Below are 13,627 nucleotides of genomic sequence, written 5' to 3'. Positions count from 1 at the left end.
CTAAGGTAAAATGTTTGTAGGGCATATTGTTTATCAAGTTAATTATTGATTGCTCAATAATCATTTTACTTGAAAACGTGTGCCCCTTTAAGTTGTCTTGATGTTTCACTTCGGAGTAGAATGCACCTATTTTTGCTTGACATTTTAAATTATTTATGATATCATAAATTAAAGTAAATAAAAATGTTCTTTTAAAAGGAGGCCAAAATTGGCTAAACAAAAGAGGACAAAAATTCCGTATGTAGTTGTTTATGGAGACTGGACAAATAGGATTGTTTTTAGAAAAAACGGTAAACCAGTAATATTTCGTTGTTGTACCGAGTGGAAAGCCAGAAAAATGGCAGAAAAACGTATGGGTATGTATCTACCGGCAGAAAAATATTGGTTTATTCCAGTTTGGGAATGGCAAAAAAATATAAAGCCAAAAGAAAAAAAGTTAGAGGCGCCAAAACCGTCATCAACACCATCAACGTCTCTAAAAGAACGGAGAAGGAAATGCATGGCCGAAGAGCCATCACTTTTCGACTAGGACTCGTAGAACGCGAGTCCTTTTTTATTTTTTTAAATTACACTTTATTATATTTTACTGTTCTTGACAAGAATTTTAATTTATGCTAAGATGTAGATAGTAAATTAAAAAATTAATCTGCACATAGTTGTCTACTAGTGACAAACACGAAACAACCCTCCTTAGTTTCGTTAGTAGTCGTAAGATAAGGTGATTTAGATTATTCTAGATTTCCTTGCGCTAGTGGACAGCTACGTGTAGATTAAAATAAAAAAAATTAAAAGAGGAGCAAGAATGAGAAATTGGATGTTCATTACAATTATTATGTTGGGTTCCGTGTTTGGAGCTAAGCCAGTTTTCGAGATTAATACCGAAACTGGCAAAAACATTCTCGACATTTACAACGTTCGAATGAAATTCGAGCGAACTGAAGATGAAAATTCTTTATACACCTGTTACCGGGTTCTTCTCGAAAAAAACGTTATAGAACGGCGTTATGTCCGTTTTACTATTGAGAAGAAAACCACCTTCGGTTATACTGAAGAAATTTTACTGGACGTTGAATTGCGCGGAAATTCTCATCAGGCTGATCAGCAAGTTGAAGGTTTTTTCAAGGTTGATCCGGGCACTCGTATTAAAGTTAGCGTAGCTAGTGCGCTTACTGACAGAGAATGGTTGAGAATAGAATCGTCGAGTAACCGAGGTAGGGGAAAAGTTTTTAGACACGAACTACCTGTTGTGGTCTATATCAATGTGGATTAAAAAATACTCTATAAATAGAGGAGGCCTAATCAGTCTCCTTTTTTAATTGAAACTGTTTTTAGTTTCTTCTAGCGTGTGGGTAATTAAAAATTCAACAGCTTGAATCGTTTTATCAAAAGCAGATTGTAAAAGTTTTTTTTCAGCACCATTAAAATTTTGCAAAACAAATTTTTCAGCTGGGATTTTTTCTAATTTATCAGTTTTAATCCCAAGTCTAAAACGAATAAAATTTTGACTATCTAAATATTGAATAATAGATTTAATTCCATTGTGACCAGCTGAGGAAATATTTTGACTAATACGGAGTTGACCTAGTGGGAGATCTAAATCGTCATGGATAATAATAATTTTATCTAAATCTAAATTATGTTTTTGCTGAAAAGATTTAACAGCCATGCCGGAATTATTCATCATGGTTTGAGGTTTTAATAATTCAACTTCTTGATTTTGCAGTTGAAGATGACAATGTTCAGCTTTAAACTTGGCGTTAGTATGCCATTTGTTTCCACCAGCCAAAAGATCAACAACCATAAAACCAACATTGTGACGGGTGTTTTGATATTGACGTCCGGGGTTGCCCAGACCAGCGATTAAAAACATATTATTTATTAACATCTTTAATAATAATTTTGATGGGCGTGCCAGATAAATTAAAATTTTGATAAAGTTTTTTTTCAATAATATTTAAGACAGCTGGTGCTAAATTTTTTTGACGAGAGACATATAAATTAAAATGTGGTGGATTGGTTTCTGTTTGGACTAAGTCATGGATTAAACTATTTTTTTTATTTTTATTTTTAGATTGAGGTTGATTAAATCTGATATTTTGAATAAAATTTTTCAGTTCATCAGCCGGAATTAAGCGTTGGCGATTATTTTTAACCATTAAAACTTTTTCTAAAACTTGTTGCAGATTAAAATTAGTTTTAGCTGAAATAAAAATCATTGGTGCAAAACTTAAATGTGGAAAATTCTTTTTAAAATATATTTCATATTTTTGAAGTATTTCGGTGTCTTTTTCTGGAATCAAATCATATTTATTGGCTAAAATAATAACACTTTTTTCTGAAGCAACAATTAAATCAGCCAGACGTTTATCTTGAGCGGAAACTTTTAAATTAACATCAACCACAAATAAAATAATATCAGCTTTTCTTAAATATTTTAAACTTTGGTGTACGCCCGCTTTTTCTAATAAATCAATAATTTTAGATTTACGACGAATACCAGCGGTATCGGCGATTAAAATTTGATTCCCCTTGTAATTTAAAAAAGCATCTTGAGGCTCGCGCGTTGTATGGGGCATGGCCGAAACAATTGCCCGATCTTCATTTAGAATTTTATTTAGCAAAGATGATTTACCGACGTTAGGTTTGCCAATAATACTAATTTTAATCGGTTTTTCAATAGATACATTTTCTGCTTCAGGCGCAGGTAATAATTTAATTAAATCATCTAACATATCACCAATACCACTGCCATTAGCAGCTGAGATTAAAAAATAATTTTCAAAACCCAATTTGCCAACTAAATTTAAATCTAGATTTTCGCGAAGTTGAGGATTATCAATTTTATTAATAGCTAAAACAACCGGCTTGTCGGTTTTGCGTAAAAGTTGAGTAACATCTTTGTCAGCGGGTAATAAGCCAATTTGGCCATCTATAACTAAAACAATTATATCCGCTTGTTTTAGGGCAGTTAAACTTTGATTTAAGATATCACGTTTGAGTTTATTTTCACTATTGATATTCATTCCGCCAGTATCGATTAAATGAATTTTTTGACCACGCCAAAAACAAATACCATAATTACGATCACGAGTGGTGCCGGAAATTTGAGAAGTAATCGCTTTACGTTTTTCAATTAAACGATTAAATAAGGTTGATTTGCCAACATTTTCTCTGCCTAAAATAGCAACAGTGGGTAAGTTATTATACATAAATATTTTTTTATGGTTGAATGTGATTTAAACCTAAAACAATAATAAAGTCAGGCTTTAAAGCAACTAAATCTTGTAAGTAAGTGGGCGTTGTGTCAGATATATTCGCTTCAAGTTCTTGTTTAAGTAATTTTAAATTTTCTGGTTTATTTTCAGAATTTAAATTATAAATAACGCTTTTTTCATAATCCCAACGATCGGCATTGCCAATTTTAACAATTTGATAACCCAAGGGGCTAAGTTGGTTGGCTACTTGAGAAGCTAAACCAGTTTGGCCAGAACCATTTAAAATTATAATTTTAGCGTTAATTTTTTCAATTTCTGGTTCAGGTGTTGATAGCGTAGATTTAGTTTCAAGTTGATCATTTACAGAATCAACTTTATCTTTTTCAATCGTAGAATTATTTTGAAAAATATTGTTAGTCATATCAGCAATTTGACGGAAATTACCAGTTACTGGAATCAAGACATAAGCACCATCAGGCGTGATATTAGATTTCAAATAACCATTTATGCCATCATCTAAAACAACATTAATTAAATTATCTTTATTAAAATTTTTAGCCAAGGTTAATAAAGAATTTATTTGATTGACCGTTAAATTAGTTTTAACGTGTTGATTAATGTTGTCATAGATTTTCCAAATTTTTTGTGGTTGGATTAAAGTATTTAAAGAAAAAACCTTATCTTTGACTGCTAAGATAACTTTTTGTTGCCGTTTACCACGAGCAAAATCGGAACCTTCGCCATTATTACCATGACGCGAACGAGCATAAATCAAAGCCGTTTCACCGTCCATTTTTTGTTTACCAACTTCAAAGCTGATAGTTTGATAATCATAATTTGGCGCTGGATATTCTTTATCAATAAAACTATTATCAACTTCTAAAGTAATACCACCCAGGTCGTCAATTAATTGAGTAAAGCCGTCAAAATCAATTCGAACATAATAATGCACAGGCAAATCTAAAATTTGGCTCACAGTTTGAGCGGCTAATTCACCACCGCCCGTGCCATCAACTTCGCCAAAAGAATTAGCGTTATTAATTTTGCGCCAACCGTAGCTTGGAATAGGCGCATACAAATCTCGCGGAATAGAAATTAAAGCTACTTGATTGGTTGAGGGTTTAATACTAACTAAAATTATTGTATCGGTCAAGTATGGTCCATCGTGTTGAACTCCGCCCATTCCGAGTAATAGAATATTAATTCGATCTTGATCTTCGCCAGATAAATCATTATCACTGGGGATAAAAATTTCTTTGATTTGATTAATAAAAGAAATAAAACCAGTCTTGGGTAAAGACTGATTGGATGAACCTAGCAAACCATTACCAGCGAATAAAATGTTGGTGAAAAATAAAATGGCAATAAATAAAAAAATAAGCGCTAATTTTAGAATAGTTTTTTTAGCTTTTAACCAACCGCTTTCTTGAGGATTAACTTGGCGACGAGAGAAATCAGTTAATAAATCTATTTTACTAACATCATCTATTTTTCGTTCCATAAATTTTTTTTGTTTCTTTTATTATAGATTAAAATCTTGAAAAAGCAAAATGGTTGTGGTAAGATGAAAAGAAGATATAGAATAAAAATGTAAGTTATAAGTTGTGGGTTGTTTGAATATATACCGCTTGGTCGACGGGAAAACAAAAAAAAAGTTGTCATGCTGAATTTATTTCAGCATCTGGGTTAGCGTATAACAGATCCTGAAACAAGTTCAGGATGACAGGTAGAAAACGAATTTAAGATGGTGCTTAAATATCTGTGGCTCAATACCGTCCCCAGACCCCAATTATTATTTATTAGATTAATTGTTTATATTTAAAATACAAATAAAATTAAAATTGGCATAGAGGGCGTATAGCTCAGTCTTGCCCTCACACTTTTATGGGCACATAGCTCAGTTGGTTAGAGCGCTGCGTTCACATCGCAGAGGTCTCTGGTTCGAATCCAGATGTGCCCACCATAAATCAGAATTTTGAATTTAAATATTGTTAAAATGTGAGGGTGAAGTTAGAGCGTTTGATTCACATTCAAAAGGTCCGTGGTTCGAGTCCACGTACGCCCACTAAAAAAACAGTTAACAATTGTTTCAATTTGTTTAGAATGTTATATTAAAGATAGATAAAATAATTTAATTTTTTAATTATAAAATTATGTTTGAAGAAAAATTTGACGAAAGTCTTCACCAAATAACGCCTGATGCTTTAAATAATAAAAAGCGATTTTCATGGCGAGTTTTGGGGATTATTTTTTTTGTTGCGATAATTTTAGGCGTGGGAGGGTATGGACTTTTTAAATATCTTAATTTTTATTTAAACAAAACAGAAAATTTAGTTGATGAAAATTTAAACAAAGAACAACCCCGCAATTTAATTGAAAATATTTTAAAACCAGCTACTGTTTTAGCAAGTAGATTTGCTGATTATGAAGAACCCACAGTTGAAATTAATCCACAGATACCTTTTTATAGTGTAGCCCAAAATTTAGATAACGTAATTAATAAAGATAGATTTAAATTTTCTGATGCAGCTCAAAATTTATTAGTCAAAAATGGATTTGTAGTTATTCCCCAAAATTACCAAGAATTTTTTTCTATCTACGAATTAAATCGCATGCGTCAAATTCCTAATTTTATTACCACTGATTCTATATTGCATAATTATCATTTAGCTTTTGATTATTTATTGAGAGATTTAGAAAAACAGCAATTATTTCAAGAGGTGACTAATTTAACTTATGAAATGCGCAAAGCATCTGAAACTCAATACGAACAATTAAAAGACACCGAATGGGAGAATGCCGCCAAGAGAAATGTAGCTTTTTTTATTGTAGCTAATAAATTGCTTTATCCAGAGGCAGTCATTCCTGATTATGTTAAAACAGAAGTTGAAACAGAATTAAATTTAATTGAAGAGCATCAAGAAATTCAGCTATCGCCAGTGATAAATATAGGTAAAGACCTAGTTCAGGATGCTTGGTTTACAACGCCTCAGGGTATTTTACCTGTCGAGGCCTTAAAAGAAGATTATTCTCAATATAATGTTCGTGGTCACTATACCAGAGATGAAAATTTGAAAAAATATTTTAAAGCTATGATGTATTTGGGGCGGATGACTTTTCGTCTCAAAAGTTTAGATGAGACAAAATCGGCCATTTTAATGAGCATAGCTTTGGAAGAAAATAATAATTTACAGAAATCATGGGATAGAGTTTATGAGCCAACGGTCTTTTTTGTGGGCAAGAGTGATGATATTACTTTTTATGATTATGATGATATTTTAAAATCAGTTTATAATACGGAAAATCTTAATTTAAGTTTAATTACGAGTGATCAAGATAAATTGGATGCCTTTTTACAACAAACTAAAAATTTAGAATCACCGCAAATAAATTCTATGCCGATTTTTGCTGCTGGTATCCAAGAGGACAGAGATCAAGAAATAAAAGGGTTTCGTTTTATGGGTCAGAGATTTACGATTGATGCTTCAATTTTTCAAAGATTAATTTACAGAGAGGTTGGAGATAAAACTCAAGTTTGTTCAAATTATGATCCCAAGCAAACCGGTTGTCGAGCTGGAGCAAGGTGTTTACCTAAAGGATTAGATATTCCCGCGGCCATGGGATCAGTTGAAGCCTTAAATATTTTAGAGCAAGAAGACGAAACAGATTATACTTGCTATTCGGAAAATATGAATAAAATGAAGCAATACGTTGCCTCATTTAATGATAACACTTGGACACAAAATCTCTATTGGGGCTGGTTAAATATGTTAAGGCCGTTATTAGAGATCAAAGGCAATGGCTGGCCGGTTTTTATGCAAAATACTGCCTGGGTTCATAAAGAATTAACTACTTATTTAAGTAGCTGGACTGAATTAAAACGCGATACTATTCTTTATGCTAAACAGGTTTATGCTGAACTAGGTGGTGGCGGAGATAACGAAAAATTAGATGATCGTGGCTATGTTGAGCCCAATCCATATGTTTATGCGCGTCTAGCAGGTTTATTAAAAATGACCAGAGAAGGATTACAGATTAGAAGTTTATTATCCGAAGAAAATACTGAGTTTTTAGATAAAATGGAAATTTTAGTTTTGCAACTTAAAGAAATTTCAGAAAAGGAATTAAATGGAGTCGCTTTGTCAGATGAAGATTATAATTTAATCCGCGCCTATGGTGGAAGCTTAGAACATTTTTGGATTCAAGCTGTTAAAGATATGGGTATAGAAAATAAAAGTCAATTATCTGAGGAGCCGGCAGCGGTGGTAGCTGATGTAGCGACTGACCCAAATGGTTCAGTTTTGGAAGAGGCCACAGGTTATATTGGAGAAATCTATGCAATTGTGCCCATTGATGGTGAATTAAGAATTACCAAGGGTGGCGTATATACACATTATGAATTCCCGTGGCCATTAAGCGATCGTTTAACTGATGAGAAGTGGCGAGAAATGTTAAAAAATGGAGAAGAGCCAGCCATGGCCGATTGGACAGCTTCTTTTGTTGCACCTCAAGAATAAAAAAAGATGAGTAAAATTTATTGGTTAATCTTTTCTATTTTGGTTTTAATTGTTGGTTTAATTTTTGCGTTGATATATTTTAAAAATACTCAATATTTTTTTGAAGATGTTGAGTATTTTTATTCAGCAACTCAAGAAAACATAGAAAATCAAGCTTTAAAAAACGATTCATTAATTAATATTAAAAAAACAGAAAATTTGATTAATCAAAATGAAATAAAAGAGTTAAAAAGACGGATTTTATTAATGGCCGTTGGGGATATTATGTTGTCGCGAGACGTGGCAACTAAAATTCGTCAACATCAAAATTATAAATATCCGTTTTTAAAAACGGCGGAACTACTTAAAAGCGCTGATATTACTTTTGGTAATTTGGAAACAGCCATTACGCCTGGGAAAATTGTTCAAACCGAAAGTATGTCTTTTAGGTCTGATCCGGAAATAGTTGAAGGTTTAAAATATGCCGGATTCGATATTCTGTCTTTGGCCAACAATCATACGCCGAATTTTGGCGAAGCCGGACTTAAAGACACTTTTAAATATTTACAAGATGCTAATATTTCATATATTGGTGCTGGCAACAATATTTTAGAGGCACGTCAACCAGCGATTAAAGAAATTAAAGGCATAAAATTTGCTTTTTTGGCTTATAATGATACAGATGTGGTACCGGATAATTATCAGGCAACACAAGATAGAGCTGGAACAGTTTTTATGGATATTGATAAAATGAAAATTGATGTTCAGCAAGCCAAACAAAAGTCAGATGTTGTGATTGTTTCTATGCATTCGGGCACGGAATATACTCCCGAACCCAGTAGTCGGCAGATAGAATTTGCTCATACGGCAATTGACGCTGGCGCGAGTTTGGTTTTAGGTCACCACCCGCACGTCATCCAAACATTTGAAAAATATAAAAATGGTTTTATTTTTTATAGTTTAGGCAATTTTGTCTTTGACCAAATGTGGTCGCAGGAAACTCGAGAGGGTTTAATAGCTGAGATTGTTTTTGAGGATAAAGATATTGTTGGTATTGAATTTTATCCCACCATTATAGAAGATTTTTCTCAACCGAGATTCGCCGATGCAGAAGAAGAAAAACGTATTTTAAAAAAATTAAAAATAGATTTTCAATCACAGCCAGTCTTTATTTGGGATGGAGAAAACTATCAAAAAAATTGGCGGCAAAATTTATCTTTTAAAAATCAAGAAAATATTTTTAAAACATCCCAAGAGGCAGATATAAATAATGACGGTCAGAATGAAAAAGTTATAATTAAAGATGGGATTTTGTATATTTATCAGGCTGAAAAAATAATTTGGCAGAGTGAAAGTGATTGGCAAGTTGAAAACGTGATTTTAGATGATATAGATAATGATCAAAAAATAGATATAATTGTTTCACTTTGGAAATTTGGGAAATATGGCCCAGATTTACCTTTTTGGTTAGACGAAAATATCAATGATTGGGCTAGTCACCTCTTTATTTATAAGTGGGACGGTGCTAAAATAAAATTGTTTTGGGGTTCGTCAAGTTTGGATGCTCCAATTAGAGAAATGGCGGTTGAGGACGTTAATAATGATCAACAAAACGAATTAATTGTTTTAGAAGGAGATTATCAAAATTTAGCTAACCCCGTGGCAGATTATTTATCGATTTGGCACTGGCATGAGTGGAGTTTTTATAATGATTTTAGAAGCGATTTAAATCAATTTTACAATCTTCAAATTAAAAATTTTGGAGATAAAAAAGTTATTTATGTTCAAAATTAACATTATTTCTAAAAATCAAGATTATGTAGTTATAAACAAGCCAGCGGGTTTATTGGTTCATCCGGCGCCACATAGTCAGGAAAAAACTTTAGTCGATTTTTTAATTCAAAAATATCCTCAAATTAAAAATGTCGGCGACGACGAACAACGGCCCGGAATTGTGCATCGTTTAGATAAGGAAGTTTCGGGTTTGTTAGTTGTGACTTTAAATCAAACGATGTTTACAAATTTAAAAGAGCAATTTCAGACTCATCAAATTTTAAAAGAATATCAAGCTTTAGTTTATGGACAAGTCAAAGACGATCAGGGTATAATTAATTTAGCTATTGGTCGTTCAACTAAAAATTTTGGTCAGATGTCAGTCAACACTTTAAAAGATCTTAAGCCAGCTTTAACCGAGTATCAAGTTGAACAAAGATTTAAAAATTATACATTATTAAAAGTCAGAATTAAAACCGGTCGGACTCATCAAATTAGATTACATTTAAAAGAGTTGGGTTATCCAATCGTGGGCGATTCAATTTATACTTTTAAAAAATTTAAAAACAAAACAGATTTAAACAGAATATTTTTACATTCATATCATCTAGGTCTAAATGATTTAAAAAATGAGTGGCAAGAATTTAAAATCGACTTACCCATTGAATTGCAAGATTTTTTAAATATAATAAAATGACACAAAATTATACCAATAAAATTTTTATAATTTCTGGCCCATCAGGAGCTGGCGAAGATAGTATTATTCAAAAATTAAAAGATTATTTTCCAATCGAAGCTGCTATTACTACCACCTCGCGTTCAATGCGACCCAAAGAATCACCGGGTCATCCTTATTATTTTATTTCTCGTCAAGAATTTAAAGCTGGAATAAAAAATAATCTTTTTTTTGAATATGCTCAACAATATAATAATGAATATTATGGCATTACACATCAAGAAATAGAACGCATTAAAAATTTATCGGATAAAATTGGTATTTGGAAAATTGATTATCAGGGAGTTATAACCGCTAAAAAGTTGATGCCAAAGATAATAGCAATTTTTATTAATGCGCCCTTGGATGTTTTAGAGCAAAGAATAAGGGGACGTAGCAATGTCACGGATGAATACATAAAAGAGAGAATGGAATATACTCGAGAATGGTTAAAATATAGAAACATATATGATTATGAAGTAATTAATCATCAAGGTAAATTAGATCAAGCTATTCAAGAAGTGGTGGAGATTATTCAACAAGAGTTGACAGAGATTAATAATTAAGCTAGGATAAAAGATAATTTTTAAATTTTAAATAATAATTTTATGACCGATCAAGATCAAACAACCGATCAAGTTGTTGAGGAACAAAATAATCAACCAGCTGAAGAAACTGCAAACGCAGAAGCGCAAAATGACACAAAATCACCTGAAGAATCTATTTCAACTGAAGAAGAAGTTGAAGAGGGGGAAAGTGTTGATAATAGTTGGCGTCAAAAAATTAAACCCGGGATGACAGTCCGAGTTTATCAATATATTCGTGAAAAAGACGCCAAGGGTAATGATAAAATTCGTCAACAACCTTTCGAAGGTATTATCATTGCTCAAAAGGGTGGTCAACAACCAGAAGCCACTTTTACTGTGCGTAAAATTGGCGCTAATGGTATTGGTGTTGAAAAGATTTTTCCTTTATATTCACCTAATATCGCTCAAGTTAAATTGATCAAGCAGGCTAGAGTGCGTCGCGCTAAACTTTTCTTTTTACGCAATCTTAAATTTAAAAAGAAATTAAAAGAGAAGAATATCGAAGAATAAAGCACAACACCAATGATACTTATTGAATGCTAATGACACTAATAATTTGTGCCCAGGTTGGAATTATGCGGATGTGGCGGAATTGGTAGACGCGCAAGCTTGAGGGGCTTGTGGGAGAAATCCTGTGGAGGTTCAAATCCTCTCGTCCGCATTTTTAGAATGTGGGTTTCAGCTAGAGGCTGACCAGCTATAGGCTGGCAAGTCCCACTCTGAGCATTTTAAATCAAGATAATTTTCGTGTTAAAAATTTGGACGATTAGCTCAGACTTGCCCTCACACCTATTAAAACTTTAGGACGATTAGCTCAGTTGGTTAGAGCGTCTCGTTTACACCGAGAAGGCCGTAGGTTCGAATCCTACATCGTCCACCATGTCCACCTTTATATTAATAGGTTAATAGGTGTGAGGGTGAAGCTAGAGCGTCTCGTTTACACCGAGAAGGCCGTAGGTTCGAATCCTACATCGTCCACCAAAATATCCATTTTTGGATATTTTTTTATTTTTTAATGAAGACAAGTTATGCACTGTTTTGCTTGACACGATTTTAAATTTATGCTATCATATAGATAGTTATTTAAAATATATAAAAAGTAAAAAATAATTTACTGAAATTCAAAGTTAAGCAACACAATAGAGGAGGTTTGCTATGCCAGACGAAGAGAATCACGAAGAAAAAAAAGGTTTTAGTTCTATCGAGAGGGGAGGTGAAAAACCTGAGCCTGAGGCGGTTGAAAGTGACAGAAAAAGACAACATTTTCTTGGTCAATTCGAATCAATGATAGAAAAAGGCATATCCGCAGAATATCTTTTGGATATAATTGAGGAGGCCGAGAAAAACGTTGCCAAGAAAAGGAAAAATCAACGCTTAGCGGATCTAGAAAAGCTTTACGCCCTTTGGAAAGCTCGGATTAAGGAGATCCTAACTATCCATGGGCAAAAAGCTATGATAGAGCTGATAGAAACCGCTTTAGAGAATTTACGAAAGGTAACAATCGAACGGATGCTGGCTTTATGGGAAGCTCGTTATCCAGACGAAACACTAGGGAGTCTAGCTGCTAAAGGGGTTTATTTAGCAATACCAGTTTTAAACTCTAATGAATGGTTTTCTTCAACAACGCTTCTCTCTTTGGGTGACTGTAATATTAGGTCAGAAATATTCAGTCGAGGGGAATCATTTGACCCACGTCGATTCGCGTTAGAGACAACAGACAATAAGGGAGCGATTTATTTTATTTACCATGTAGTATTGATAAATGAATCTCTCCAAAATGTCTCAAAAATCGGAGGTTTGTCAGTTGGAATTTTCGAACAGGCCTTAAGTTTACGGATATTCGGTTCACTTTTAAATCCGGAATTAGTAAATAAAGGCCTTGATACGGTTTCTCGCTATGGAGAGGGCGATAACGTTAAGTCACCCTTTATAGGTATAAAACCGGGCGATGCTTCAGGTAATTCCGAAGTTTGCTTTATTTTCAACCCAAGGGACAATTTACCAGAATATTATGTTGTAACTTACGGAAATAACGCCGGTCTTGCCTTGGGAGACAATAAATAAAATTTCCTAAAAGAGATAGGTGCGGATTGTTAAACGATCCGCACCCTTTTTTTAAAATATTTTTTTAACTTGTAGTTTAATTTTAAATAGTTTATAATTTAATTAACAATTAAATTTATATTATTTAAAAAATATGTCACAATTTTTCGACAAGATTTTTAGACGTCGCCAACAAATGTATTTATTGCCCCCCAGACGTATTCAAACTGGGTTAAAAATTTTTGTATGGGAACTAGTCAAAATTGTGGTTATTTCTTTGGCCATTATTATTCCAGTCCGTTATTTTTTAATTCAACCTTTTTATGTTAAAGGTGCTTCCATGGAACCAACCTTGTATGATCATGAATATTTAATTATTGATGAAATTAGTTATCGGGTGGGTGAAGTTAGTCGAGGTGATGTGATAGTCTTTAAATATCCCAAAGATCCTACGCAATATTTTATTAAACGAGTCATTGGTTTGCCAGGCGAAACAGTTATTATTAAAGATGGTGAAGTTTTTATAAAAAAATCAACTACGGCTAATGAAATTAAATTAGACGAAACGGATTATTTAGCTCCGGGCACTCAGACGCGTGGTGATATTAAAATAGAATTAAGTGAAAAGGAGTATTATGTTTTGGGCGATAACCGGAATTACAGTTTAGATTCGAGAGTTTTTGGCATTGTGCCAAAGGATTTAATTATTGGTCGAAGTTGGTTACGCGGTTGGCCAGTCGATCGTTTAGAAAGTTTTAAATCACCAATTTACAATATTATTTCACAATAAATTTAAAA

At 33.0% G+C, this 13,627-nt stretch carries 12 protein-coding genes and 3 tRNA genes; 12 read left to right on the top strand and 3 right to left on the bottom strand.

Annotated elements, in window-relative coordinates:
• Positions 1-208 precede the first annotated feature (208 nt).
• Together PHS07_01435 and PHS07_01430 are read left to right on the top strand one after the other, a co-directional pair.
• The gene (locus PHS07_01435) at positions 209-529 is read left to right on the top strand and encodes a hypothetical protein (GenBank protein ID MDD4606988.1); all 321 of its coding nucleotides are present in this window, start codon (positions 209-211) and stop codon (positions 527-529) included.
• Between the two features lie 285 nt (positions 530-814).
• Complete coding sequence (locus PHS07_01430; GenBank protein MDD4606987.1) at positions 815-1,270, top strand: hypothetical protein; 456 nt, start codon at positions 815-817, stop codon at positions 1,268-1,270.
• A gap of 42 nt (positions 1,271-1,312) precedes the next feature.
• On the opposite strand, the gene pth is transcribed toward PHS07_01430, so the two are convergent.
• The 3 genes from pth to PHS07_01415 are packed head-to-tail and all read right to left on the bottom strand — an operon-like array spanning position 1,313 to position 4,716.
• A complete protein-coding gene (gene pth / locus PHS07_01425) occupies positions 1,313-1,870 on the bottom strand; it encodes an aminoacyl-tRNA hydrolase (GenBank protein MDD4606986.1) in 558 nt (185 codons plus the stop codon).
• A 1-nt stretch (position 1,871) separates the two neighbouring features.
• Positions 1,872-3,209 carry a ribosome biogenesis GTPase Der gene (der, locus tag PHS07_01420; GenBank protein MDD4606985.1) on the bottom strand — a complete coding sequence of 446 codons (1,338 nt, stop codon included), beginning with the start codon at positions 3,207-3,209 and terminating at the stop codon, positions 1,872-1,874.
• A 10-nt stretch (positions 3,210-3,219) separates the two neighbouring features.
• Entirely contained in the window at positions 3,220-4,716 is a 1,497-nt protein-coding gene (locus PHS07_01415) for an LCP family protein (GenBank protein MDD4606984.1), read from the bottom strand.
• Positions 4,717-5,101: 385 nt separating this feature from the next.
• Here PHS07_01415 and PHS07_01410 point away from each other — a divergent pair.
• From PHS07_01410 to lepB, 10 genes are all read left to right on the top strand, one after another.
• A tRNA-Val gene (locus PHS07_01410) sits at positions 5,102-5,178 on the top strand.
• Between the two features lie 190 nt (positions 5,179-5,368).
• A complete protein-coding gene (locus PHS07_01405; protein ID MDD4606983.1) occupies positions 5,369-7,732 on the top strand; it encodes a DUF3160 domain-containing protein in 2,364 nt (787 codons plus the stop codon).
• Between the two features lie 6 nt (positions 7,733-7,738).
• Positions 7,739-9,505: a CapA family protein gene (locus PHS07_01400; protein MDD4606982.1), complete on the top strand. Its 1,767-nt coding sequence runs from the start codon at positions 7,739-7,741 to the stop codon at positions 9,503-9,505.
• Positions 9,492-10,181: an RNA pseudouridine synthase gene (locus tag PHS07_01395; protein MDD4606981.1), complete on the top strand. Its 690-nt coding sequence runs from the start codon at positions 9,492-9,494 to the stop codon at positions 10,179-10,181. The genes PHS07_01400 and PHS07_01395 overlap by 14 nt, the downstream gene beginning before the upstream one ends.
• Positions 10,178-10,765 (top strand): hypothetical protein, encoded by a 588-nt coding sequence (locus tag PHS07_01390; GenBank protein ID MDD4606980.1) that lies wholly within the window; start codon positions 10,178-10,180, stop codon positions 10,763-10,765. The genes PHS07_01395 and PHS07_01390 overlap by 4 nt, the downstream gene beginning before the upstream one ends.
• 156 nt (positions 10,766-10,921) lie before the next feature.
• Positions 10,922-11,296: a 50S ribosomal protein L19 gene (rplS, locus tag PHS07_01385; GenBank protein ID MDD4606979.1), complete on the top strand. Its 375-nt coding sequence runs from the start codon at positions 10,922-10,924 to the stop codon at positions 11,294-11,296.
• Between the two features lie 67 nt (positions 11,297-11,363).
• A tRNA-Leu gene (locus PHS07_01380) sits at positions 11,364-11,447 on the top strand.
• Between the two features lie 142 nt (positions 11,448-11,589).
• A tRNA-Val gene (locus tag PHS07_01375) sits at positions 11,590-11,666 on the top strand.
• Between the two features lie 275 nt (positions 11,667-11,941).
• Positions 11,942-12,850, top strand: a complete 909-nt coding sequence (locus PHS07_01370) for a hypothetical protein (GenBank protein ID MDD4606978.1) — start codon at positions 11,942-11,944, stop codon at positions 12,848-12,850.
• Positions 12,851-12,983: 133 nt separating this feature from the next.
• Positions 12,984-13,619, top strand: coding sequence for a signal peptidase I (lepB, locus tag PHS07_01365; protein MDD4606977.1), 636 nt, complete (start codon positions 12,984-12,986; stop codon positions 13,617-13,619).
• Positions 13,620-13,627: the final 8 nt, after the last annotated feature.

The sequence above is a fragment of the Patescibacteria group bacterium genome (assembly GCA_028707495.1).
GTDB lineage: Bacteria > Patescibacteriota > Patescibacteriia > UBA2591 > JAQWAS01 > JAQWAS01.
This window is presented reverse-complemented; position numbering and strand designations above follow the sequence as displayed.

Bases quoted from the DNA above. Each gene is read 5' to 3' on its own strand.
- PHS07_01430 (MDD4606987.1), top strand. From the start codon at position 815: ATGTTCATTACAATTATTATGTTGGGTTCCGTGTTTGGAGCTAAGCCA.
- pth (MDD4606986.1), bottom strand. From the start codon at position 1,870: ATGTTTTTAATCGCTGGTCTGGGCAACCCCGGACGTCAATATCAAAAC.
- der (MDD4606985.1), bottom strand. From the start codon at position 3,209: ATGTATAATAACTTACCCACTGTTGCTATTTTAGGCAGAGAAAATGTT.
- PHS07_01415 (MDD4606984.1), bottom strand. From the start codon at position 4,716: ATGGAACGAAAAATAGATGATGTTAGTAAAATAGATTTATTAACTGAT.
- PHS07_01405 (MDD4606983.1), top strand. From the start codon at position 5,369: ATGTTTGAAGAAAAATTTGACGAAAGTCTTCACCAAATAACGCCTGAT.
- PHS07_01400 (MDD4606982.1), top strand. From the start codon at position 7,739: ATGAGTAAAATTTATTGGTTAATCTTTTCTATTTTGGTTTTAATTGTT.
- PHS07_01395 (MDD4606981.1), top strand. From the start codon at position 9,492: ATGTTCAAAATTAACATTATTTCTAAAAATCAAGATTATGTAGTTATA.
- PHS07_01390 (MDD4606980.1), top strand. From the start codon at position 10,178: ATGACACAAAATTATACCAATAAAATTTTTATAATTTCTGGCCCATCA.
- PHS07_01370 (MDD4606978.1), top strand. From the start codon at position 11,942: ATGCCAGACGAAGAGAATCACGAAGAAAAAAAAGGTTTTAGTTCTATC.
- lepB (MDD4606977.1), top strand. From the start codon at position 12,984: ATGTCACAATTTTTCGACAAGATTTTTAGACGTCGCCAACAAATGTAT.